The organism is Sphingorhabdus rigui, from assembly GCF_014196595.1.
In the GTDB taxonomy this organism is placed as follows: domain Bacteria; phylum Pseudomonadota; class Alphaproteobacteria; order Sphingomonadales; family Sphingomonadaceae; genus Sphingorhabdus_B; species Sphingorhabdus_B rigui.
Window position 1 is genome coordinate 38,805 of the sequence record NZ_JACIEA010000003.1, and the last position, 23,038, is coordinate 61,842.

Annotated in this window: 19 protein-coding genes, 1 tRNA gene and 1 riboswitch; of the genes, 13 read left to right on the top strand and 7 right to left on the bottom strand. The window is 52.9% G+C overall.

Annotation, left to right across the window (positions count from 1 at the left end; translation table 11 throughout):
* Positions 1-22 precede the first annotated feature (22 nt).
* On the top strand, positions 23-2,641 hold the full coding sequence (gene mutS / locus GGR91_RS10180; RefSeq protein WP_407698411.1) for a DNA mismatch repair protein MutS: 2,619 nt from the start codon (positions 23-25) through the stop codon (positions 2,639-2,641).
* Here mutS and GGR91_RS10185 read toward each other — a convergent pair whose 3' ends face one another.
* On the bottom strand, positions 2,642-3,907 hold the full coding sequence (locus GGR91_RS10185; RefSeq protein ID WP_183942107.1) for a NupC/NupG family nucleoside CNT transporter: 1,266 nt from the start codon (positions 3,905-3,907) through the stop codon (positions 2,642-2,644). It lies immediately after the preceding gene.
* Positions 3,908-3,993: 86 nt separating this feature from the next.
* Between GGR91_RS10185 and GGR91_RS10190 the strand changes: the two genes are divergently transcribed.
* The 6 genes from GGR91_RS10190 (at position 3,994) to GGR91_RS10215 (ending at position 8,132) form a co-directional block, all read left to right on the top strand.
* Positions 3,994-4,656, top strand: a complete 663-nt coding sequence (locus GGR91_RS10190) for a queuosine precursor transporter (RefSeq protein WP_183942108.1) — start codon at positions 3,994-3,996, stop codon at positions 4,654-4,656.
* Positions 4,653-5,543, top strand: coding sequence for an acetylglutamate kinase (gene argB, locus GGR91_RS10195; protein WP_183942109.1), 891 nt, complete (start codon positions 4,653-4,655; stop codon positions 5,541-5,543). The genes GGR91_RS10190 and argB overlap by 4 nt, the downstream gene beginning before the upstream one ends.
* Before the next feature lie 82 nt (positions 5,544-5,625).
* Positions 5,626-5,928, top strand: a complete 303-nt coding sequence (locus GGR91_RS10200; protein WP_221204309.1) for a YggT family protein — start codon at positions 5,626-5,628, stop codon at positions 5,926-5,928.
* Positions 5,929-5,936: 8 nt separating this feature from the next.
* Positions 5,937-6,821, top strand: a complete 885-nt coding sequence (gene folD / locus GGR91_RS10205) for a bifunctional methylenetetrahydrofolate dehydrogenase/methenyltetrahydrofolate cyclohydrolase FolD (protein ID WP_183942268.1) — start codon at positions 5,937-5,939, stop codon at positions 6,819-6,821.
* Positions 6,822-6,825: 4 nt separating this feature from the next.
* Positions 6,826-7,512 (top strand): Cif family virulence factor, encoded by a 687-nt coding sequence (locus GGR91_RS10210; RefSeq protein ID WP_183942110.1) that lies wholly within the window; start codon positions 6,826-6,828, stop codon positions 7,510-7,512.
* Positions 7,509-8,132, top strand: coding sequence for a MarC family protein (locus tag GGR91_RS10215; RefSeq protein ID WP_183942111.1), 624 nt, complete (start codon positions 7,509-7,511; stop codon positions 8,130-8,132). The genes GGR91_RS10210 and GGR91_RS10215 overlap by 4 nt, the downstream gene beginning before the upstream one ends.
* Here the strand turns inward: GGR91_RS10215 and GGR91_RS10220 are convergent, their stop codons facing one another.
* Complete coding sequence (locus GGR91_RS10220) at positions 8,133-8,750, bottom strand: LON peptidase substrate-binding domain-containing protein (RefSeq protein WP_183942112.1); 618 nt, start codon at positions 8,748-8,750, stop codon at positions 8,133-8,135.
* Positions 8,747-9,676: a tetratricopeptide repeat protein gene (locus GGR91_RS10225; RefSeq protein ID WP_246337170.1), complete on the bottom strand. Its 930-nt coding sequence runs from the start codon at positions 9,674-9,676 to the stop codon at positions 8,747-8,749. Before GGR91_RS10225 ends, GGR91_RS10220 begins: the two co-directional genes overlap by 4 nt.
* 164 nt (positions 9,677-9,840) lie before the next feature.
* Here GGR91_RS10225 and GGR91_RS10230 point away from each other — a divergent pair.
* Positions 9,841-9,915 (top strand) — tRNA-Gly (locus GGR91_RS10230).
* Between the two features lie 758 nt (positions 9,916-10,673).
* Here the strand turns inward: GGR91_RS10230 and GGR91_RS10235 are convergent.
* Positions 10,674-11,177: a hypothetical protein gene (locus GGR91_RS10235; protein ID WP_183942113.1), complete on the bottom strand. Its 504-nt coding sequence runs from the start codon at positions 11,175-11,177 to the stop codon at positions 10,674-10,676.
* A gap of 565 nt (positions 11,178-11,742) precedes the next feature.
* Here GGR91_RS10235 and GGR91_RS10240 point away from each other — a divergent pair.
* The 5 genes from GGR91_RS10240 to GGR91_RS10260 are packed head-to-tail and all read left to right on the top strand — an operon-like array spanning position 11,743 to position 20,987.
* Positions 11,743-14,139 carry a type I restriction-modification system subunit M gene (locus GGR91_RS10240; protein ID WP_183942114.1) on the top strand — a complete coding sequence of 799 codons (2,397 nt, stop codon included), beginning with the start codon at positions 11,743-11,745 and terminating at the stop codon, positions 14,137-14,139.
* 5 nt (positions 14,140-14,144) lie between these two features.
* Positions 14,145-15,350, top strand: a complete 1,206-nt coding sequence (locus GGR91_RS10245) for a restriction endonuclease subunit S (protein ID WP_221204310.1) — start codon at positions 14,145-14,147, stop codon at positions 15,348-15,350.
* Positions 15,347-17,224 (top strand): DUF262 domain-containing protein, encoded by a 1,878-nt coding sequence (locus GGR91_RS10250; RefSeq protein WP_183942116.1) that lies wholly within the window; start codon positions 15,347-15,349, stop codon positions 17,222-17,224. Before GGR91_RS10245 ends, GGR91_RS10250 begins: the two co-directional genes overlap by 4 nt.
* A complete protein-coding gene (locus GGR91_RS10255; RefSeq protein ID WP_183942117.1) occupies positions 17,221-20,271 on the top strand; it encodes a type I restriction endonuclease subunit R in 3,051 nt (1,016 codons plus the stop codon). Before GGR91_RS10250 ends, GGR91_RS10255 begins: the two co-directional genes overlap by 4 nt.
* The gene (locus tag GGR91_RS10260; protein WP_183942270.1) at positions 20,271-20,987 is read left to right on the top strand and encodes a M48 family metallopeptidase; all 717 of its coding nucleotides are present in this window, start codon (positions 20,271-20,273) and stop codon (positions 20,985-20,987) included. The genes GGR91_RS10255 and GGR91_RS10260 overlap by 1 nt, the downstream gene beginning before the upstream one ends.
* A gap of 97 nt (positions 20,988-21,084) precedes the next feature.
* On the opposite strand, the gene GGR91_RS10265 is transcribed toward GGR91_RS10260, so the two are convergent.
* From GGR91_RS10265 to GGR91_RS10275, 3 genes are read right to left on the bottom strand one after another with little or no spacing between them, the layout of a single operon-like run.
* Positions 21,085-21,411: a hypothetical protein gene (locus GGR91_RS10265; RefSeq protein ID WP_183942118.1), complete on the bottom strand. Its 327-nt coding sequence runs from the start codon at positions 21,409-21,411 to the stop codon at positions 21,085-21,087.
* A complete protein-coding gene (locus GGR91_RS10270) occupies positions 21,404-21,910 on the bottom strand; it encodes a hypothetical protein (RefSeq protein ID WP_183942119.1) in 507 nt (168 codons plus the stop codon). Before GGR91_RS10270 ends, GGR91_RS10265 begins: the two co-directional genes overlap by 8 nt.
* The gene (locus tag GGR91_RS10275; RefSeq protein WP_183942120.1) at positions 21,879-22,742 is read right to left on the bottom strand and encodes a hypothetical protein; all 864 of its coding nucleotides are present in this window, start codon (positions 22,740-22,742) and stop codon (positions 21,879-21,881) included. The genes GGR91_RS10270 and GGR91_RS10275 overlap by 32 nt, the downstream gene beginning before the upstream one ends.
* Positions 22,743-22,793: 51 nt before the next feature.
* Positions 22,794-22,899: riboswitch (SAM-I-IV-variant riboswitch) on the bottom strand.
* Between the last annotated feature and the right edge of the window lie 139 nt (positions 22,900-23,038).

The window sequence follows — 23,038 nt, forward strand, 5'->3', positions numbered from 1 at the left end:
CGGCTCCGCTATCGCGTTGCCCATGACGGGGACAATGAAAGCAACATCGGGACCAACACCAATGATGGTGCAGTATCTCGCGCTGAAGGCGAAGGCCGAAGATTGCCTGTTGTTCTACCGCATGGGCGACTTTTTTGAGCTATTCTTCGATGATGCGCGCGCTGCTGCTGCAACGTTGGATATCGCGCTGACATCGCGTGGCGAACATGATGGCAGGCCGATTCCGATGTGCGGCGTGCCTGTGCATGCAGCCGAAGGCTATCTGGCGCGGCTCATTAAGGCCGGGCACCGCGTTGCGATTGCGGAGCAAACCGAAAGCCCCGAGGATGCCAAGGCGCGCGGCGGTTCAAAGACATTGGTGGCGCGCGACATCGTCCGGTTCGTGACGGCAGGAACGTTGACGGAGGACAGCTTGCTAGACAGCTGGACTTCAAACATGCTCGTCGCCGTCGCGCCGGTGGGTGACGAATATGGTCTGGCGGCGGCAGATATTTCGACGGGCTATTTCGAACTCGTCACCGTTGCGGCGAGCGCACTTGAGGCCGAGCTTGCACGCCTTTCCGCAAGCGAACTTGTCGTACCGGATGGTTTGGCCCAGCAGTTTATAGGCGCAATCATTCGTCCCCGCGCTGACTTTGACAGCATCGTCGGCGGCGATTTGCTGAAGCAGCATTTTGCGCTTTCGACCTTGGACGCTATCGGTGCGGTCACGCGTGCTGAGCAGGCTGCCGCTGGCGGGCTCATCGCCTATCTGGCGCATGTCGGGCAGGGCAACATGCCCTTCCTCAAACTGCCGGTCCGGCGTGAAGTGCATGCCCATTTGCTGATTGACCAAGCAACACGCGACAGCCTGGAAATCAGCGCAGCGAACAAAGGCGCACGCGCTGGATCATTACTGGCCGAGGTGGACCGCACGATAACGGGTGCCGGCGCACGCCAGCTGGCGTCGGACCTGTCTGCGCCGTTGATGGACCAAAGCATCATCGAAGCGCGCTTGTCGCTGGTGCAGTGGTTCCATGACGCGCCGTTGACCCGCGATGCCGTCCGGTCCGCTTTGCGACAATTGCCCGATATCGCCCGCGCATTAGGCCGTGTTGTTGCCGGACGCGGCAGTCCACGTGACTTGGGGCAAATTCGCGATGGATTGGATGCGGCGCGCCATCTACGGGAACGATTGGGCGCCATGGCCGACCGCCCCCAATTGCTCGACCATTTGCTGCCGATGTTGGATGGCCACGGCCATATGGTGGACGTGCTCAGCCGTGCACTTGTTACCTCCCCGCCCACCGATACCACACAGGGTGGCTATATCGCAGAAGGTTATGATGCGGCGTTGGACGTGCTGCGTTCGGCTGGCCGTGACGGGCGGCAGGCGATTGCCCAATTGGAGGCGCGCTATCGCGATTCGACCGGCGTGGCTGCGCTGAAGATCCGGCACAATGCCGTTCTGGGATATTTTGTTGAAGTGCCGGCCAAGCATGGCGATGCACTCATGGCGGCCGGGTCAGGCTTTGCGCACCGGCAAACGATGGCTGGCGCAGTCCGTTTCAACTCGCCTGAGCTTCATGAAGAGGCCATGCGCATCACGCAGGCCAGTGGACACGCCTTGGCTGCTGAAGCCGCGCATTTGGAAGAGCTGACCGCGATTGTGCTCACGCGGCGTGATGCAATCGCCGCGAGCGCCGACGCCTTGGCGCGGATTGATGTTTCGGCGGCGCTTGCGGAACGCGCTGCAGAGGGCAATTGGTGCCGTCCATCTTTTGTCAGCCACCCATGCCTTGAAATCGAAGGCGGCCGACATCCGGTGGTCGAAAGCGCGCTGGCCAAATCGGGTGACCGGTTCATTGCCAATGATTGCAAGCTGTCGCCCGATAAGCGGCTGTGGCTGGTCAGCGGCCCCAATATGGGCGGTAAATCCACCTTCTTGCGGCAGAATGCGTTGATCGTTTTACTGGCACAGGCGGGAAGCTATGTTCCTGCGACATCGGCCAAGCTTGGCCTTGTTGACCGTCTTTTCAGCCGCGTCGGTGCATCGGATAATCTGGCGCGCGGGCGGTCGACCTTTATGGTCGAAATGGTCGAAACGGCGGCCATTCTTGCGCAGGCAACCGAACGCAGCTTTGTGATTTTGGATGAGGTTGGGCGCGGCACATCGACTTATGACGGCCTTGCCATTGCATGGGCGGTTGTTGAGGGCATTCACGAAACCAATCGCTGCCGCTGCCTGTTCGCAACGCATTATCACGAGCTGACCCGGTTGTCGGACAGCCTCGATGCGTTGTCGCTGCACCATGTCCGCGCCAAGGAGTATAAGGGCGACCTTGTCTTGCTCCACGAGCTTGGCGATGGCCCCGCCGACCGCAGTTACGGTATCGCAGTGGCAAAGCTTGCCGGTCTTCCGCCGCAAGTCGTGTCGCGGGCAAAGACCGTGCTGGAGAAACTCGAAAAAGGGCGTGCGGAAACTGGTGGCCTGGCCGCGGGTCTGGGTGACCTGCCATTGTTCAGCGCCGCGCTGGACGCCGCCGAAGCCAAGGTTGATGCCTTGCGTGAAAAGCTCACTGGCCTCGATATCGACGCACTTAGCCCGCGGGCAGCGCTTGACCTGCTCTATGAATTAAAGCGGGCCGCTGGCGAAAATTAATTACCCCAAAGACAGGAACAAACCGGCCAGCGCCGCGCTCATCAGGTTGGATAGCGATCCGGCAGCAAGCGCCTTCAAACCCAGCTTGGCAATGATGGGCCGCTGGTTTGGCGCAAGGCTTCCCGTCACGGCCATTTGAATGGCAATCGAACTGAAATTCGCAAAGCCGCATAACGCGAAGGTAACGATGCCGACGGTCGGTGCGGAAAGTTCTTTCAGTGCGCCCAAATCAATGAAGGCGACGAATTCGTTCAGAACGATTTTGGTGCCGAACAAGCCGCCAGCTTGAATCGCTTCATGCCATGGCACGCCCAAAAGAAACATTACGGGTGCAAAGGCATAGCCAACAATTTGCTGGAAACTCAGGTCCGGCTGACCAAACCAGCCGCCGATGCCGCCCAATATGCCGTTGGCAAGCGCAACCAACGCAACGAAAGCAAGGACCATCGCGCCGACCGCCACCGCCAGCTTAACGCCGGTTTGTGCGCCTTGCGCCGCGGCCATAATGATATTGGCGGGTTTTTCTTCGCCATCATCATGGACCATGACAGGTTCATCATCAGGATGCGGGTTGGCCAGCGCAGGATCACGTTCGGCGAGCACTGCTGCAGGGACGTCGGGCATCATTAGCTTCGCCATCAAAATGCCGCCCGGCGCGGACATGAATGCTGCTGCGAGCAGATAATCGATGCGGATGCCCATCGATGCGTAAGCGGCCAATATGGTGCCGGCAACGCCCGCCATGCCCACGGTCATGACGCAGAAAAGCTGCTCCGGTTTCAAATTGGCAAGATAGGGGCGGATGACCAATGGTGATTCTGACTGGCCCACGAAAATATTGGCGGCAGCACACAGGCTTTCGACTTTTGAAATGCCGGTAATTTTTTGCAAACCGCCACCGATCCAGCGGATAACATATTGCATGATGCCCAGATAATAGAGGATCGAGATCAGCGAAGCGAAGAATATGATGACGGGAAGCGCCGCAATCGCAAAACTGTTGCCGCCGATTTCGGGAGAGGCGAGCGGGCCAAAAATGAATTGCGTCCCCTTTGCCGAATAGCCGAGCAGGTTCGAAACGCCGGTAGACGCGGCATTGAGCGCGACCTTACCCCATGAGGTGTAGAGTACGAGGGCGGCGACGCTGGCCTGCAAGGCAAAGGCTGCGCCAACCACGCGGAACTTGATGGCGCGCCTGTTTGACGAGAGCAAAGTGGCGATCGCGAGAATGACGATCATCCCTGCAAGGCTCAATAAAATATGCATAAAGTCCCCAACCCCGATTTATTGCCGCGATACCTAGCGCCATCGTTGGCCTTGCGCCAATAAAATTAGACGCTAGTCAGTTTCTCATGACTAACCAGACCACATCCGGCGTATCATTAAGCGCCATTCCGCGCTCCTTGTTTGTTTTTGCTATCTTCTATGGTGGCATGGTCCCCTTGGGCGGATTTTTAGGTGCCAAGCAGGTTGCGATTGGGCCGCTGGCCGTTGAAGCGGGGATTTTTCCGTTTCTGACGCTGATCGCGGTTTCAAGTGCCATTGCCGAAATGCATGGACGCGCCATTGCTGACCGCTTGGTGCGTTATGGCTTTGTGCCTTTGTTCATTGCGATTGGCCTTTCCTATTTTGTCCTGCAACTCCCGACTGATCCCGGCATGTATGAACCCGCCAAAGAAGCCTTTCCGGTCATCGTCGGCCAAAGCGGGCGGATGATGGCAGCGGGCATCCTTGCCTATGGCGTATCGGTTTCGTTGAATGTCTGGTTGTTTGCGCGGCTGAAAGGCACGTCGGGCAAGTTCCTTGCGGCTCGTGGTTTTGTCGCCGCTGCCTTGTCGCAGATTGTCGACACGCTGATCTTCATCACGGTGTCCTTCTATGGCGTGCGCCCTATCGCTGATCTGATGGTTGGGCAGATGATTGCCAAAATTGTCCTGTCGGCGGTCATGGTCCCGCTGGTCATTGCCCTAGTCGTCCGTATCGGCCGCAAACTTGACGCAGAAGGCGCAGCATGACGATTAATCCCGCCAACCTAGCCAAAGCCGAAACGCTTACCGAGGCGCTGCCCTATTTGCAGCGTTACGCGGGTAAGACATTTGTCGTAAAATATGGCGGTCATGCGATGGGCGATGCTGGTCTGGCGCGCGATTTTGCGGAAGATGTCGTGTTGTTAAAAGCCGTCGGCATTAACCCCGTCGTTGTTCATGGCGGCGGCCCGCAAATCGGCGCCATGCTCAAAAAATTGGGCGTGGAAAGCCAGTTTGTTGATGGTTTGCGCGTCACCGACGCCGAAACGGCGAAGATCGCCGAAATGGTGCTTTCGGGCGCGATCAACAAAGAACTGGTCGGCTGGATCAACGCTGCGGGTGGTAAAGCGCTTGGCATATCCGGCAAAGACGGCGGCTTTGTTACCGCAACGAAGGTTCAGCGGACGCAGAAAGACCCGGACAGCCATATCGAACGCAATATCGATTTGGGTTTTGTCGGCGAACCGACGACGGTCGACCGCAGCGTCATTGATACGATCAGCGCCGCGGGGATGATTCCGGTCATTGCGCCCATTGGCGTTGGCGCAGACGGGCATACGTACAATATCAACGCCGACACGATGGCGGGCGCGGTGGCGAGTGCGCTTGGCGCATCGCGGTTGTTCCTTTTGACCGATGTTGCCGGCGTGCTCGACAAATCGGGCCAGTTGCTGACCGATCTGGATCCTGCGGCGATTGCTAAGCTGCAAAGCGACGGCACGATTAGCGGCGGCATGATTCCCAAAATTCAGACCTGCGTTGATGCGGTGGAATCGGGCGTGGACGCAGCGGTCATCCTCGACGGGCGCACGAGCCACGCGATGTTGATCGAAATGTTCACCGTGAAGGGTGCAGGCACGCTGATCCATAAGTGAAATCAGCCATTGCTGTTTTAGGGTGTTGATACAGCGCCTTGGCTCGGCTAATTGCCAACGCCAGACCTATCCGGAGAATATCATGCTTCTCGCGCTCATTTCCATTATTGGCTATCTGATGACGATCCTGTCGACGGTTGTCATCGTTCAGTTCATTTTGAGCCTGCTTATCGCGTTTAACGTTGTCAGCCTTTCGAACAATATCGTCTCGTCAATCTGGCAAGCGTTGAATGTCATTCTTGACCCGTTTTTAAGGCCCATCCGCAAAATCCTGCCCGACACCGGCATGATTGATTTTTCCCCAATGGTGCTGCTGATCGGGCTGCGCGTTCTCCAGATGCTTCTGATGGGCCTTGCCAGTGATATCTCAATGGCGGGCATGTGAGCACAGCTATGATCATTGATGGTAAAGCCTTTGCAGCCAATTTGCGCCAACGGATCGCAGCTTTAGTCCCTGCTTTTGTAACCAAAACAGGCAGAAGCCCCGGTCTCGCGGTTGTGCTGGTGGGCGAAGACCCTGCAAGCCAAGTCTATGTAGGGTCCAAGAAAAAGGCGACCGTCGAAGCGGGAATGAAAAGCTTTGAACATAAGTTATCGGCTTCGGTTTCGCAGGATGAACTGATCGCATTGGTGGAAACACTCAATGCCGATCCGGCTGTTGATGGCATTCTGGTTCAGTTGCCCTTGCCAGCGCATATGGATGACAAGGCGGTCATTGCCGCAATTGATCCCGCCAAGGATGTCGACGGGTTCCATGTGGTCAATGCAGGGCGGCTTGCGGTGGGTGAGGATGCTTTTGTGCCGTGCACGCCTTTGGGCTGCCTCATGCTCTTAAAAGACCATATGGGCGATTTGTCCGGCAAGAATGCTGTCGTGATTGGACGGTCCAACATTGTTGGCAAACCAATGGCGCAATTGTTGCTCGCTGAAAATTGTACCGTCACCATCGCGCATAGCCGCACGCAGGATTTGCCCGATGTCGTGCGGCGCGCGGATATTGTTGTCGCAGCCGTCGGCCGCGCTGAAATGGTAACGGGCGACTGGTTGAAACCGGGCGCGGTGGTCATCGATGTCGGTATCAACCGCCTTGCGCCCGCAGATGGGCAAAGCAAGGGCCGGCTGGTCGGCGACGTTGCCTTTGATGATGCCCTCCGTCATGCTGGCGCAATCACACCTGTGCCGGGCGGCGTTGGACCCATGACTATTGCGTGCTTGTTGCGCAACACTTTGGTCGCTGCGCATCGCCGTGCAGGGATAACAGTGCCGGAAGGCATATGACGTCATGAAACCCGTTTTCGCCCTGACACTTGCTGCGGCGTTGACGGGTTGCACCGCTGGCCCCAGTCCAGAGTTTCGCACCTTCCAACCCAAGATTGCCAATCCAAGTGCGATCATCGCGGCGGACATCGCGTTTAACCAGCTTGCCCAACAAAAGGGCCAATGGACGGCATTTCGCGAAACGGCTGCAAAGGATGCGGTGATGTTTGTGCCGCAACCTGTGGCCGCGTCCGAATGGTTGAAAGGCAAGGCTGATCCAGCGGCATCGGTGAAGTGGCAACCGCATAAGGCATTCATGTCCTGCGACGGCAAAACCGGCGTCACGACGGGTGCATGGCAACGGCCCGATGGCTCGGTTGGCTATTTCACCACTGTGTGGGAATTTGTTGAAACGAACAATCGCGGCGATGGCGAATGGAAATGGGTGCTGGACCATGGCGACGCCCTGACCGCGCCGCGCATGCCGAAGGAAATGATTGAGACCAAGGTCGCGAGCTGCAAGGGCCGTGCGCCCGCAATTCTGGTGGCACCACCCGAGGGCGCGAAAATGAAGATCGGTTATGCGCGGGATCAGTCACTAAGCTATAGTTGGATCGTGCACCCAAATGGCGCGCGGACCATTGAAATCAAATTGTGGAACGGTGAAGCGACGGAGACCGTGGTTACCGATCAGGTTGCTGCTGAATTATGATGGACCTGTTCCTCTCGGCCTTCATCACATTTTTCGTGGTGATCGATCCTCCGGGATGCGCGCCAATTTACGCGAGCCTGACCAAGGGCGCAAATGCCGCGCAGCGCCGCAATATGGCGTTTCGTGCGGTCATCGTCGCGTCGGGCATATTGCTGGTGTTTGCGTTGTTCGGTGAACAGTTGCTGTCGGCATTGCACATTGAATTGAACAGCTTCCGAATCGCTGGCGGTATCATGCTGTTTCTCATCGCCATCGACATGGTTTTTGAAAAGCGCACGGAACGCCGGGAAGAACGCGCGCAGAAAATCCTCGACACCCCCGAAATCGAAGACGTCTCGGTCTTTCCCATGGCCATGCCAATGATTGCGGGACCGGGCTCGATCGCATCGGTCATGCTGTTGATGTCGCAAAATAGCGGCATGGATCGCGCAGGCGTGGTCCTTGCCGCGCTTGCCACCGTGTTGGTGCTCACCCTGCTCGCGCTTTTGGCTGCTGGCCCGATCATGCGGGTGCTTGGAGCCAATGCAGAGGCTGTCATCACGCGCCTCCTTGGCGTGCTCCTCGGCGCACTTGCGGCGCAGTTTGTTATTGATGGATTGCGCGCAAGCTTTGTTGGCTGATTATTGCAGTGTTACCCGATCGTCCGATCCGTCATGCCGTCCGAAAAATTGCATCAGTTGAACGATCGTATCTGCGCGGTCTGACAATCCCCGTGCCTCCAACAATGCCTGTTTTGCGGCATAGTCAAACGGTGCGATCTGGGCGATTGCGTTGACCAGCGAATAATCATCCAGCTGCGACACTGCGCTCCAGTCGACACTATAGCCCTGCGCTTCGGCAAAGCGGCGCGATTCGATTTCGAGTGAGGCGCGTTCTGCCAGCGATAGGGCATCACTAATTTCGTCTTCCTCCCACAGCTCGGCTTCGACCTGCCGAAAGCTGGTGGTGACATTCAGCTCATGCACGATCGAAAAGCGCTGCACGCCTTCCAGAATGATATTGTACCTGCCATCGTCGAGCGCCTCCACATCGTGGATGCGTGCAAGACAGCCGACGGTGAACAGCGGCGGGTTGGTACCCTGTCCCTTTGGCTGGATCATGCCGATTTTGCGGTCACGCGCCAGCGAATCACCAACAAGGTCACGGTAGCGTGGTTCAAAAATATGCAGGGGCAATTGCATACCCGGAAAAATAATGGCCCCGGTGAGCGGGAAAATCGAGATACGGCGCGTGGTCATCCGAACAATATCGCAGACAATTTGCGGCGTGTTGCCGACACCCATGGGTCCTCAAGACCGATGACAGCAAAAATTTCCAGAAGTCGTGCCTTTGCCGCGCCTTCATTCCATTCGCGGTCCGCTGCGATGATATGCAGCAGCGCGTCGGCTGCGCCATCGCGGTCACCGGCGGCCATTAACGCATTTGCGAGATCAAGCCGCGCTTGATGGTCTTCGGGCGCTGCATCGACGGCTGCTTTCAAACCGGCCAATTCTTCGGGCGGGACAGCAGCGGCGGCAATGCTCAATATCGATCCCGCCTTTTCGAGCGCGGGATCGCTGCGCAGTTCGTCGCTCAAGCTGTTATAAACCGCCTGCGCCTCTTCCACACGGCCAATAGCGGCCAGAGTTCGGATAAGGCCTGACAATGCTGCGGGATGCTCGGGCGATATCGTCAGCGCCTCTGCAAACAGCCCATAAGCCTGCTCGGCATCATCATGCGCCAAAAGATCTTCTGCAGCTTCCATCAGCGGCAACAGGGCGGCTGTGGGGTCATCCGCAACCTGGCCTGCCGATATGGGCAGTTTCTCAAGCAGCTGGTCCAGCATTTGCTTCAACTGCGGCTCGGTGCGGGCTGGCGACAGGTCGGCAACGGGCTGTCCCTGAAAAATGGCATAGACGGTGGGAATCGAACGCACCTGAAACTGCGACGCGATGAACTTATTTTCGTCGACATTGACCTTGGCCAAAACGACGCCGCGATCTGCATATTCTGCCGCAACCTTTTCCAATATGGGCGTCAACTGCTTGCATGGGCCGCACCATTCGGCCCAGAAATCCAGGATCACCAATTTGTCCATCGACGGCGTAACGACGTCGTTCCGGAATTGCTCAACGGCTTTTTGCTCGTCGGTGGTAAGGCCCATCGTCGCCACTTCATTCTCCATTCCACAGGATTCGTTTCATCCCTATGTGGGCAAAGAGACAGGTTTCACAATAGAGGCATTACCCCAGTTTTCGCAAAAAGCCGATATTTGGGGCTTGCAGGGGAATATACCCCATGCTAACGGCGCGCCTCACCCGTCAGGATTTAAAGAACCTGACCGCCAGAGCGGGCGTAGCTCAGGGGTAGAGCACAACCTTGCCAAGGTTGGGGTCGAGGGTTCGAATCCCTTCGCCCGCTCCAGTTTTCCTAGGGTTTCAGAGAAACCCTACAATCCCCCATGAAACTTCCATGAAAAACGGTATGTTTTATGCGATGATTTATTTAACCACATAATATAGCGTAATCTCTGTTTTCATATTGTTCAACCTTCGAAAACATTGGACCTAGGCAATTACACTTGTTGCGGCACTAGATCCCATTGTTAGCCATGATGCCGCATGTTGGGGTGGGGTTTTAAACCAAAATTCATATGAATATCAAACAGCTGACCGGAAACGGGTCAATCGCCTGCGGTTGGAAAACTACCGATATGTAAGGCAGTTGTATGTTGGGACTGTTAGATTGGCATCCGCGTTTAGCGGATCAAGTCCATGCTATCGTTAGCTTGATACAAATCGTGTAAAGTCGCGCACGGTTTTTGAAAAAGCATTGTCAAAATAGATGCTAGAAACAAAGATTGCCACTTCATGCCAATGCGTTGATAGCCAAGCGCTGTTCGGGGCTGAGGAGGAAGATCGCATGACCAGTAAGCGCAATAGTCAAATGCTGATCAGGAATTGCGAATTCGCGTTTAAATGCGAGCCGTCTGGGAAAATTTGGAACAGAAGCGCAGCAAGAAAATCCGGTTCTGCCATACATGTTCAAAAAATGTATATTTCTGTGAAGACGACGACGAGTTGCGTCAAAAGATCGTCCAAAACAAATGCGTTGCGATTGAAAGATATGGAGAGCGGCTTCTTGGGATGGCTTTGGACCCCGCTGAATCACACTCAACCAAGCTATTTAAAATAAAGAATGTTATCGATGGATAGATCGGCGATTGGATCGATTTTTGGTGTACCGTCATCTTCTAATTCGATCACATGCCAGACACCGTTTGCGTAAAGCAGGTCCTTCCCAACATTGCTGGCTATCTTTGAGAGTCTCTGCATCCCGCCATTCTTAACCTCAACATCATAGACATAATCGACTTCGAGAGACGCAACCGTTTCGTCGAAAATCGTCGTATCGAAGAACTTCTTGGCGACAGGATCATAGTTCCACCAGTGCTGGATTATCTCGGTGGATTTCTGAACTGGGTCTAAAGGGTAGACTATCCACCCGCTGATCAATTCGTTGCATGTTGATCCAGAACCAAGAACGTCGACCTTTTCATTGCCATGTGCGTTCAAGAAGCAGTTTTGCATATTGTTTCGGGGTATCCGTTCCACACTGACCCGCCGAGGCTCAATGTTACAGAACGGCAATCTAGTTTTGATCAGTGCACGGCTGGCACGGTACATGGCATATCTCTCCCTACTTCGCGGTTGATCTTAGATAGCATCACGCATTTAAGACAAGGACGCCGACGCTATATCCGCTTCCCATTGGAGACCATGATGGACACAACTCGCAATGATCGTCCTGCTACACAACCCTGAGAGGCTTCATGCGATCCTAAAGCTTAGCGATGCTCTCCGTCGAAAGATGAGTTCTCCAATGGGTCGCCTTGATGCCGTATGTTAGGGCATGATTTCAATCCAAAATTCATATGAATAACGATCTACTGACCCGAGATTGATCCAAAACTAAGTGCTCCTAAATTTCGGAAAAGTAAGCCTGTTGTATGCTTGTTGGAGCCGGTTTGGAGGGAGGTGTGAAACGACGTACCTAATACCCCAACTCTTCCACTTAGCGCTATGTTAGTTGAAGCGGTCGACGAGGTTCATGCGGTAATGTGCGCTCATGCGCTAACAGTGGTCGCTAAGAGTTGCTTGAATCAATCGAAAGTGCTTCAAATCGAATTCCGTTTCCCGCACTTATCATCCAAACTGATATTAAATGGTGCGCACACTTCAAGGCTGAAAAATGGCAATTAAAAAATCAGAACTGTATAGCTCTCTTTGGTCGAGTTGCGATGAGCTGCGTGGGGGGATGGATGCTAGCCAATACAAGGACTACGTACTTGTGTTGCTGTTCATAAAATACATTAGCGATAAATATGCGAACGTCCCGTATGCACCAATCACTATTCCAGAAGGCGCAAGCTTCAAGGACATGGTGGCTTTAAAGGGCCAGCCAGATATTGGCGACCAGATCAATAAAAAGATAATCGCGCCTCTTGTTAATGCCAACCGCCTGTCAGATTTCCCAGATTTCAATGATGACACGAAGCTGGGGAGCGGAGCTGAGAAAAAGGACCGCCTCACCAATCTCATTGCCATATTTGAAAACCCTGCACTGGATTTTTCCAAGAATCGCGCCGATGGCGACGATATTTTGGGCGATGCCTACGAATTTCTCATGCGACATTTTGCGACCGAAAGCGGCAAAAGCAAAGGGCAGTTTTATACCCCCGCTGAGGTCAGCCGGATCATGGCGCAGATACTCGGCATTAAGAACGCAAAGACCGGCGCGGACACTACCGTTTATGACCCGACGTGCGGATCAGGCTCGCTGATTTTGAAGGTGGGCGACGAAGCTGGAACGAACGTCACGCTTTACGGTCAGGAGAAGGATGCAGCGACCAGCGCCCTCGCTCGCATGAACATGATCCTGCACAACAACCCAACCGCACTCATCAGGCAAGGCAACACCCTTGCCGATCCAAAATTCACTGATGGGGAGGTACTCAAGGCCTTCGACTATGTGGTCGCAAACCCGCCATTCAGCGACAAGCGTTGGAGCACGGGCATTGACCCTCTTAACGACAAATATGACCGCTTCGATTCGTTCGGTGTTCCGCCTACGAAGCAGGGTGACTACGCCTACCTCCTGCACATCGTCAGATCGCTGAAGAGCACAGGCAAAGGCGCGTGCATTCTGCCGCATGGCGTTTTGTTCCGAGGCAATGCTGAAGCGGACATCCGGCGCGCGCTCGTTCGCAAAGGTTACATCAAGGGCATTATCGGCCTGCCAGCAAATTTGTTCTACGGGACAGGCATTCCAGCTTGCATTGTCGTGATCGACAAGGAAGACGCGCGCGCTCGTAAGGGTATTTTCATGATCGATGCAAGCGACGGATTTACGAAGGATGGGCCGAAGAACAGACTCCGCTCGCAGGACATTCACAAGATCGTGGACGTTTTCACCAAGCAGATTGAGATCAGCGGCTTTTCAAAAATGGTATCGTTCGATCTGATCCAGAAGAACGATTTCAACCTCAATCTCCCGCGTTACATCGACAGCACCAAAGCCGAAGATCGGCAGGACATCGAAGGACATTTGCGCGGCGGCATTCCACAGGTAGACGTGGATGCGCTGCAATCCTATTGGGACATTTGCCCGTCATTGAACGCATCGCTCTTCAAGCCATGCCGCGCTGGCTATGTTGAATTGCGCGTAGAGAAGGCAGTGATCAAGCCAAGCATTTTCGGCAACGCTGAATTCGCATCGTTCACCACGGCGATGAACGACCATTTCATCGCATGGCGTGATCGCAACGCACCAAAGTTGAAAGCACTGGCACAGGGGCATCACCCCAAAGAGATAATCGGCGACCTGTCCGAAGATTTGCTCGCCCACTACACCGGCAAGCCGCTGATCAACAAATATGACGTGTATCAGCACATCATGGATTATTGGGCAGAGGTGATGCAGGACGACTGCTATCTCATCGCCGCCGATGGCTGGACAGCCGAAACCTATCGCATCATCGAAACCAACAAGAAGGGCAAAGAGGTCGATAAGGGCTGGACGTGCGACCTTGTTCCAAAGCCCTTAATCGTCGCCCGATATTTTGCAGCCGAGCAAACCACGCTGGACGACTTGCGCGCCGAGCTTGAATCGGTGAGCGCGCAGATTGCCGAACTTGAAGAAGAACATGGCGGCGATGAAGGCGCGTATGCCGACCTCGACAAAGTGACCAAGGCCAACGTCAACGCGCGGATCAAGGAATTGAAAGGCGACAAGGATGCTAAGGAAGAGATCGCCGCGTTCAAAGCTTGGGTCGAGTTGTCTGAAAAGGAAGCCGCGCTCAAGAAGGCAGTGAAGGATTCAGAAGCTGAACTCGACGTCTTGGCATACGCAAAATATCCCAAGCTATCCGAGGCAGACATCAAGACGCTTGTGGTCGATGACAAGTGGATGACGACACTCAACGCGGCAATTCATGGTGAGTTGGACCGCGTCATCCAGACCTTAACTCAGCGTGTGCGCACCCTCGCAGAGCGATACGAAATCCCGATAGCAAAACTTGTGGAGCGCGTTGCCAACCTCGAAACTAAGGTGAACCAGCATCTCGAAAAAATGGGGTTCGCATGGTGAGTGTAATGGCGGCAGTAAAGCTAACTAGCGCCGAGGTGGCTGGATTTCAGGTAACTGAAATTGGGATGATACCAAGCGATTGGAAGCTTCAATACGTTGACGATTTCTGCAAGGTTTCAACAGGTGGACGGAACACGCAAGATCGAGTTGCAGATGGCGAATATCCATTTTTCGTTCGTTCGCAGACGATAGAGAATATCGATCGATTTTCCTATGATGAGGAAGCGATCTTAACTGCTGGGGATGGCGTAGGCACTGGCAAGGTGTTTCACTACATAAGTGGAAAATATGACGCTCATCAGCGCGTCTACCGCATGTTCGATTTTAACAACGAGGTATCTGGCAAGTATTTTTTCCGATATTTTAGCGAGAAGTTTTATGCGCGGATCATGCAAATGACTGCAAAGTCATCGGTGGATTCAGTTCGCCGCGACATGATAACGCGGATGCCAATCGCATTGCCAGTATTGAGAAGCGAACAAGAAGCAATCGCCGAGGCATTGAGCGATGCGGATACCCTTATTGAATCGCTTGCGCATCTCATCGCCAAAAAGCGGGCAATCAAACAAGGCATGGCGCAAGCACTACTGACAGGAAATGTGCGATTATTAAATTCCAAAAACGAATGGAAATTAGCAAAATTGGGTGATTACGCGGAGTTTTTTAAAGGAAAAGGCCTCCCAAAGTCTGATATTGCACCATCAGGTCGCTTTTCATGCATTCACTATGGTGAGCTATTCACAACATATGGCGCTATTATTAAAAAAGTACATTCAAGGACAGATAGAATTGATGTGGCATTATTGTCGAAAAGGTACGATGTATTAATGCCTACGTCAGATGTTACGCCCTATGGCTTGGCCAAGGCAAGCTGTCTTACGCAGGAGAATGTTGTAATTGGTGGAGACACATTAGTTATTAGAACGGATCAAACAAAAATTAACGGAACATTCTTAGCGATGCAAATACGCTATCGCGAGGAACAAATTCTAAAGTTAGTTACGGGTAGCACTGTCTTCCACTTGTACGCCAGTGATATGCGCAAATTCGAGCTACCTATTCCGCCTATTTCAGAGCAATCCGCCATCGTTGAAGCTCTCTCTGCTATCGATAGCGACATTGACGGATTGTGCTCCAGACTCGCCAAGGCACAACAGATTAAAATAGGTATGACGCAGGTGTTGCTGACGGGAACGGCGAGGTTAGTATGAGCGCAATCACTCCAATTTATCGGACGGTTAAAGACCTTCTTCAAAGCCAGTCATTCGCAATTGATGAATATCAGCGCGAATATAAGTGGGAAAAGAAGCACATTGATGAGCTGGTATCTGATTTGCAAACCGCTTTCTCGAATAGCTACCGCACAGGTGATGAAACAAAACACGTCAGCGGATACGTCGAATATTTTCTCGGATCGATCATTGTCAGCACGCGCAATGGCAAGAAATATCTTGTCGATGGCCAGCAGCGCGTCACCTCTCTGACGCTTTTGCTGATCTACCTCTATCGGTCAGCGGCGCAGGTTGGTTTGAATGTTACTCAGACTATTGCGCCGCTGATTTTCAGTGACAATCTCGGCGAACCAAGGTTCAATCTTGACATCCCCGAACGTCTTCCCGTGATCGAAGCTCTATTCAAGGGCGACAAATTCTCTCCTGACGGGAAGGATGAATCGATCCAGACGATGTACGCGCGCTATGGCGACATCGAGCAATCCGAGCTTGCGGCCGAGTTAGGCGAGGCACTTCCACACTTCGCCTATTGGCTCATGACTCGCGTCGGTTTGATTGAGATTTCGACAGACAACGATAACCACGCCTACGCCATCTTCGAGACGATGAATGATCGCGGCAAGCCGCTGAGTCCCGTCGATATGTTGAAGGCGTATCTTCTCGCCCCCGTTGAGAACGTAGAGCGCCGCAATGAGGCGAACCGCGTCTGGAAAGATCAGGTGCTCGGTTTGATCACATGGGGTGGTTCACACGAGCAAGAGCGTGACGCTAACTGCATCAAAGCGTGGTTCAGAGCGCAATATGCCGACACCATTCGCGAGCGCAAAGCCGGCGCGAACGATAAAGATTGGGAACTAATCGGCACAGTGTTCCATCGATGGGCACGCGATAATTCTGCGCGTCTCGGGTTGGGAAGCGAGGCTGGAAATCTGAAAATGATCTCTAATGACTTCCCATTTTTTGCCAAAGCATATCAGCGCATCCTCGATGCGAGCGAAAACTATCGCGCTGGACTGGAGGCAGTTTTCTACAATGCGCACAATGATTTTACATGGCAAAATACGGTGCTGCTTGCTCCATTGGTTTCAACGGATGACGATGAAACCGTTCGCCGAAAATTTGCAGTGACAGCCTCTTATCTCGACATCTGGTTGATGCGTCGAGTTGTTAATTATGTTCGCGTCGGCTACTCATCAACCTCTTACGCGATGTGGCTTTTGTGCCGTGATATTCGCCAAAAGTCTCTGGATGAGTTGGTCGCGATCCTCTCAGAGAAATTGGCTGAGGATGAACAGGACATCAACTTCACAGGCAGCGCTGCTCGCAACCGCAGTGGATTAGCGCAGCTATCGTTGAATCAATTCAGCCGTCGTTATATCTATCACCTGTTGGCGAGATTGACCGCCTACACGGAGATTGGATCAGGCCGAGGCGATCCATTCGCAACCTTAGTCGATAGGGCGAAGGCAAACGCGTTCGACATCGAACATATCTTCGCGGACAAGTTCGGAAATTTCACGGACGATTTTGCGAACGAACATGAATTTCAAGAATGGCGAAATCACATTGCATCACTCTTGTTGCTTCCGGCTGATGTGAATCGCAGCCTTCAAGATAAGTCGTTCTCGCAAAAAGCGCCGCACTACGCGAAGCAAAATTTCTACGCGGCTAGCTTGGATCCGTCTGCGTATCAGCACCAGCCTCAATTTGAGAAATTTTGCGAAGCCAATGGGTTTACCTTCGAGCCCTTTCAGAAATTTGGCAAAGAGGAGCAATTACAGCGCCGTGCTCTTGTGGAGGCGCTGGTGCATCGAGTGTGGTCGCCAGATCGATTGGAAGAGGCCGCGCAATGACGGATGTTGGAAAGCCAGAGCGTGCAACGCAGAACCGTATCATCAATCTCTTTCGTAACGAGCTTGGCTATCGCTACTTAGGCGATTGGTCGGATCGCGCTGGGAACAGTAACATCGAAGAGGGAATTCTCTCAGACCATCTAGCAGGGCGTGGTTATAACGCCGAGCAAATAAGCAGCGCCATATTCAGATTGCGTACCGAGGCGAGTAACCATAGCCGCAGCCTCTATGCCAACAATCAGGCCGTCTATAACCTAATGCGATATGGCGTTCCGGTTAAGGATGATGTGGGTAAGCCCACCGAAACCGTACATCTAATCGACTGGAAAAGCCCAGATCAGAACGATTTTGCGTTTGCGGAAGAGGTCACGCTAAAGGGTGGCTTTGAACGCCGACCGGACATCATTCTATATGTGAACGGTATCGCAACCGGCGTGATCGAGCTGAAAAACAGCCGCGTCAGCATTAATGAGGGTATCCGGCAAAATCTCTCCAACCAGCTTCCTGAGTTTAATGAATGGTTTTTCTCAACTGTTCAGTTCGTGTTCGCGGGCAATGACTCGGAAGGCTTGCAGTACGGCTCGATAAAAACCGAGGAAAAATTCTTCCTGAAATGGAAAGAGGACGAAGCCGAAAACGAAGGCTTTAAGCTCGATAAATATCTTACGAAAATGTGCGAGAAGGCTCGCATTATCGAACTGATGCACGATTTCATCTTGTTCGATGGCGGCGTCAAAAAGCTGCCAAGAGTGCACCAGTATTTTGGCATCAAGGCCGCGCAGGAGCACGTTCGCCAACGCAAAGGGGGCATCATCTGGCACACGCAGGGCAGTGGAAAGAGCATCGTCATGGTGCTGCTTGCCAAGTGGATCCTAGAAAACAATCCAAATGCCCGCGTTGCCATAATTACGGATCGTGACGAGCTAGATAAACAAATTGAGCGTGTATTCACCGAAGCAGGCGAGCCAATCAAGCGCACCAGCAGCGGGCGCGATTTGATGACGCAACTTGGGCAGGCGACGCCGCGCCTTCTTTGCTCACTCGTGCACAAATTTGGGCGCAGGGACGTCGATGATTTTGATGGCTTTCTAAAAAATTTGGAAACGCAACCCAGCCAGACCGTGGGCGAGATATTCGTATTCGTAGATGAATGCCATCGCACACAAAGCGGCAAACTTCACCGCGTTATGAAAGCGATGATGCCCAATGCGATCTTTATCGGCTTCACCGGTACGCCCTTGCTGAAGAAAGATAGGGCAACCAGCGCTGAGATTTTCGGCAACTACATCCACACCTACAAATTCAGCGAGGCGGTCGAGGATGAGGTGGTGCTTGATTTGATTTATGAGGCGCGCGATATCGATCAGCGCCTTGGATCAGAGGATAAGATTGATCAATGGTTTGAGGCAAAAACGAAAGCGCTGAATGACTGGCAGAAGGACGAACTGAAGAAGAAATGGGGCACGATGCAAAACGTGCTCAGCTCACGCTCGCGCATGAATAGGGTCGTCACCGACATCGTTTTTGACTTCAGCGTGAAGCCGCGGCTTTCCAGCGAACGAGGCAATGCGGTCCTTGTCGCATCGAGCATTTTCGAAGCCTCCAAATATTTTGGACTATTTCAGAAGACGCCCTTCAAAGGAAAGTGTGCGGTCGTCACGTCTTACGATCCTCAAGCCCGCGACATCACGCTTGAGGAAACTGGTGCGAACAACGAAACCGACAAGCAGTTGATTTACAACACCTACGTCGATCTTCTTAAAAATGTGGAAGCCAAGGCAGGGATGTCGAAGACTGAAACATATGAGGAATGGGCCAAGAAGCTCTTCACGAAAGAGCCTGCCAACATGAAGCTCCTGATCGTAGTGGACAAACTTCTAACGGGCTTTGATGCTCCACCGTGCACGTATCTCTACATTGATAAGTCGATGCAGGATCACGGCCTTTTCCAAGCAATCTGCCGCACCAATCGTCTCGACGGTGCTGACAAAGATTTTGGCTACATCGTTGACTATAAGGACCTCTTCAAGAAGGTTGAGAACGCCATTTCCGTTTACTCGTCTGAACTGGACGACAGCGACGGCGGGGTCGCACCTGATGTCCTACTGCAGGATCGATTGAAGAAGGGGCGGGAGCGCCTCGACGATGCAGTTGAAGCTATCGAGCTGCTGTGCGAGCCGGTTGATCTCCCTAAGGGCGAACTGGATTTCATTCACTATTTTTGCGGGAATACCGATTTCCCCACCGATCTCAAAGATCGCGAACCGCTTCGTGCGTCGCTTTACAAGGCAACGGCAGGATTGCTGCGATCATTCGCGAACATTTCGGACGAGATGGACGCAGCCGGATATCTGAACAGTGATATCGTGCGTATTAAAATACTAGTCGATCGTTATGTGAACATTCGCGAAATCATACGTAAAGCGAGTGGCGAACAGCTGGATCTCAAGGCGTACGAGGCCGATATGCGGCATTTAATCGACACCTACATAGAGGCGGACGAGCCCCGCAAAATCTCTCCATTCGATAAAATTAGCTTGATCGATTTGATTGTCAAAACGGGCATTGCGGATGCCATTGCGTCCCAGCTTGGAGGTCTGAAAGGCAATAATTCAGCGATTGCCGAAATCATCGAAAATAACGTCCGCAGCAAGATTATTCGTGAGCACCTTAACGATCCCGCGTTCTTTGATAGAATGTCATCGCTGCTGGATGAGATCATCGCGGCCCGAAAGGCCAAGGCCATCGCATATGAGGAGTATCTGAAGGACATCGGGGAGATAGCCAAGAAGGTTTCGGCTGGACAGGCGGAGGACACACCTAAATCCCTAGACACAGCCGGCAAGCGCGCGCTCTTCAATAATCTTGGAGGCGACGAAGCTTTGGCAATTAGGATTGCTGAAACTGTTTTGGAAATTCGACCGGATGAATGGCGCGGCATCCCAGCGCGCGAGATGGTCATCAAACAGGGTCTCTTTAGGATTTTGCAGGACGAAGACGAAGTTGAACGGATCTTCCAGATTATCCGCGCTCAGGGTGAATATTGATGGTCGCTGAGTTGCAACTTGGCGACCTATCGATCGATCTTGTTTTCAAGGATATCAAGAACATTCACCTGAGCGTTTATCCGCCAACTGGTCGCGTTCGGATAGCAGCACCTACGCGCGCAAATATCGAAACAATCAGGGCCTTTGCGATTTCCAAGTTGGTTTGGATCAGAAAGCATCAAACAAAACTTGCCGAACAGGAACGCCAGCCGCCGCGGGAATTTCTTGATCGTGAAAGTCACTACCTTTGGGGTCGACGTATGTTGCTCCAAATCGTCGTAAGCCAAGGTAGACCATCGATCGATATTGAGCATAAAAAGATTACCCTTCGAGGTCCCGAAGCGTTTACGCTTGAAGCGAAACAGCGACTTCTCGACAAGCTATATAGGCGCGAAGCACGGCGGGCAATTGAGCCTATCGCATCGAAGTGGGAGAAAATTCTCGGGATCGAAATCAATCAAATCTATTGGCAGCGAATGAAAACGAGATGGGGAAGCTGTAACCCGCAAAGCGGAAACATCCGCCTCAATCTTGAGCTGGCAAAAAAGCCTTTAGAATGTTTGGAGTATATCCTGCTTCACGAAGCGTTGCATTTTTTGGTGCCAAATCATGGTGAACACTTTCTTGTACTCCTCGATCAGCACATGAGTAATTGGCGGACTATACGTCAAATTCTGGCTGATGAACCGCTTGCCCATTCTCATTGGAAATATTGAAGTTAACTTCGGCACAAAAAACCGATCTTTAGTTCTCTATTAAATTGAGGCCATGCTGGCCACACATTGCGTCAGGTTGCTTGTATCTCAGCTACAACTAGAGCGAAATGGGCGTAGAGCGGTTTCCATGCACGCTGGGCTTTTCTATCAGCAATTCTGAAAAGTGAATACGCCCGTGGTATGAAACATCCATTGTTTTTAGCGCCAAACGAAACTCAGCTTCTGACACATTAGTTTCAACTTTGAAGATACGCTCTGGACCAAGCTGCACAAGAGTTGCTTCATCTCGATGCTGACCAAGAGCCGACATTAACGCGCTACCAAATTTGAAGGCCATTGTGCCATGAGGCCACTTTTCAACAACGATGAGGACCGGACGTTTTTTCCGCGCCTCCACAAGCTTGGGATCGTGCCCTTCACTCATCTTTGCCGCCTCCTTCCGGAGCGGCATTCCAGACCAGCAGCGCAATCGTTCTCCACTGGCTCGCGTCGAGATAACCTTGCTCATTTATCCAGTGAAAGTGATCTAAATCGCCTTTCTCCTTATCCCATCTCCAATAATCGATCAGAAGATGAAAGGCGGCTTGGTCGAGACTGACATCCTTTCGCAGGACATACCCAATCGGCAGCCAATCCCATTTTCCCCAGTTGTCATCATAGCTGTAAAGCCACAGCATCCAGTGACTTCGTCCGCGGCTGATATAATATGCGTCGACGCGGTTATTCATGCGCGACCATGCCCACTCAACTTGTCCCAGATATTCTGGGTTGCTGGGCCCGTTAGCCAAAACGACGCCTTCAGGCTTTTCGTTCCAGCCGACAACAGCATCAAAAGGATTGGGGCGGGCAGGGATCGACGCAACTGGCACTATTCGCTGTTGAGGCAACTTGTCAGGTGACATTGGGATAGATGGATTTTTCATTTCCGCCTCCATTTTTAGCTGCGTATTTGAAGTCGATGGCGAAGAGGTGTTCAGTGAGAAGCTCGCGTATGCCCTCAAGTTCATCATGTGTAGGCGGCGGGCCAGCCTTTGCTAGCCGGTTCCTGAGAAGGTGAGCGAGCGAGAGCATGGCCGGCCTATCCAGCTGGTTGATCTCTTCTCGCGTAAAAACCTCAAGTGCAGCATCGCCCACGAGTACAGATGGAATTCGAGCGGTCGCTCCGTTCGTCATTTGAACAGCTAGGTCGTGGCCTGCAACGGCGTCAACCAAGCCATCTTCTAACCAGCTAGCCCACATCGCTCCAGTAGCCTCCATCATGTTGTGCCACAGCCCTTCCATCAGCTCGAGAGCAATTGCTCTGCGGTCTTCGCCCGCTGGAGCAACAGCGATCACCAGATCACGGACGCCCTGAATATCGGGAGACCGAGCTGTTAGAATTTCAACGTGGAAACCATCGATATAGGTGAGCCAAAATTCGATCGGCCAGTAGAAACCCTTTCCTTCAGTTGTCCATCTGACGGTGCAAACCAGTGTAGGATCGATTAGTCTATTGGTTGGGATCCTGACGTTCCACTCTAGCGCCAAAGCGCGCCCATGCTCACCTTGTGTAGCCCATTTGGGTAGCTGTTCGCTAATGTGGTTGGTAATTAAGCCGGCTGCCGCAAAGGCAGGATCGTCTTCGCATCTAGCATGCAGATCGAGCTTTCGAACGGCTTCCTTCAGTGTTAGCTTCGAGCTGTTCCCGCCTAGATAGGCTTCTAGGATCGCGAGCACCGTCTCTGGGTACTGCGTGGGGATTGATACTTTACACATAAGCTTCTCCTTGCGTTTGCATCGCAAGAAGGCTCGACTAGATATTGCGGTAATTGCGCTCTTGATTGCGTAATCCGCCACATCTCGCTTTCGCGTTACCACCTTACCGAGCAATAGGCAGGTTGGTGAAGGACTTAACCTTCTCTTGATGTGGCTACACGTTAGGAGATAATTGTGGTTCTGTAAATAGAATCCATCCAATCCACTATTCGTTGTTAAGCAAAGGCAGCTTCGTTATCCTTTGGTCCCTACGTAAAGGGCTTTGCCGCAAATGCGTTTGGAATTCTTCTACCCAT

Excerpts from the sequence above, each read along its gene's own strand:
- mutS (WP_407698411.1), top strand. The coding sequence starts at position 23 with ATGACGGGGACAATGAAAGCAACATCGGGACCAACACCAATGATGGTG.
- GGR91_RS10185 (WP_183942107.1), bottom strand. The coding sequence starts at position 3,907 with ATGCATATTTTATTGAGCCTTGCAGGGATGATCGTCATTCTCGCGATC.
- GGR91_RS10190 (WP_183942108.1), top strand. The coding sequence starts at position 3,994 with ATGACTAACCAGACCACATCCGGCGTATCATTAAGCGCCATTCCGCGC.
- argB (WP_183942109.1), top strand. The coding sequence starts at position 4,653 with ATGACGATTAATCCCGCCAACCTAGCCAAAGCCGAAACGCTTACCGAG.
- GGR91_RS10200 (WP_221204309.1), top strand. The coding sequence starts at position 5,626 with ATGCTTCTCGCGCTCATTTCCATTATTGGCTATCTGATGACGATCCTG.
- folD (WP_183942268.1), top strand. The coding sequence starts at position 5,937 with ATGATCATTGATGGTAAAGCCTTTGCAGCCAATTTGCGCCAACGGATC.
- GGR91_RS10210 (WP_183942110.1), top strand. The coding sequence starts at position 6,826 with ATGAAACCCGTTTTCGCCCTGACACTTGCTGCGGCGTTGACGGGTTGC.
- GGR91_RS10215 (WP_183942111.1), top strand. The coding sequence starts at position 7,509 with ATGATGGACCTGTTCCTCTCGGCCTTCATCACATTTTTCGTGGTGATC.
- GGR91_RS10220 (WP_183942112.1), bottom strand. The coding sequence starts at position 8,750 with ATGACCACGCGCCGTATCTCGATTTTCCCGCTCACCGGGGCCATTATT.
- GGR91_RS10225 (WP_246337170.1), bottom strand. The coding sequence starts at position 9,676 with ATGGAGAATGAAGTGGCGACGATGGGCCTTACCACCGACGAGCAAAAA.
- GGR91_RS10235 (WP_183942113.1), bottom strand. The coding sequence starts at position 11,177 with ATGTACCGTGCCAGCCGTGCACTGATCAAAACTAGATTGCCGTTCTGT.
- GGR91_RS10240 (WP_183942114.1), top strand. The coding sequence starts at position 11,743 with ATGGCAATTAAAAAATCAGAACTGTATAGCTCTCTTTGGTCGAGTTGC.
- GGR91_RS10245 (WP_221204310.1), top strand. The coding sequence starts at position 14,145 with ATGGCGGCAGTAAAGCTAACTAGCGCCGAGGTGGCTGGATTTCAGGTA.
- GGR91_RS10250 (WP_183942116.1), top strand. The coding sequence starts at position 15,347 with ATGAGCGCAATCACTCCAATTTATCGGACGGTTAAAGACCTTCTTCAA.
- GGR91_RS10255 (WP_183942117.1), top strand. The coding sequence starts at position 17,221 with ATGACGGATGTTGGAAAGCCAGAGCGTGCAACGCAGAACCGTATCATC.
- GGR91_RS10260 (WP_183942270.1), top strand. The coding sequence starts at position 20,271 with ATGGTCGCTGAGTTGCAACTTGGCGACCTATCGATCGATCTTGTTTTC.
- GGR91_RS10265 (WP_183942118.1), bottom strand. The coding sequence starts at position 21,411 with ATGAGTGAAGGGCACGATCCCAAGCTTGTGGAGGCGCGGAAAAAACGT.
- GGR91_RS10270 (WP_183942119.1), bottom strand. The coding sequence starts at position 21,910 with ATGAAAAATCCATCTATCCCAATGTCACCTGACAAGTTGCCTCAACAG.
- GGR91_RS10275 (WP_183942120.1), bottom strand. The coding sequence starts at position 22,742 with ATGTGTAAAGTATCAATCCCCACGCAGTACCCAGAGACGGTGCTCGCG.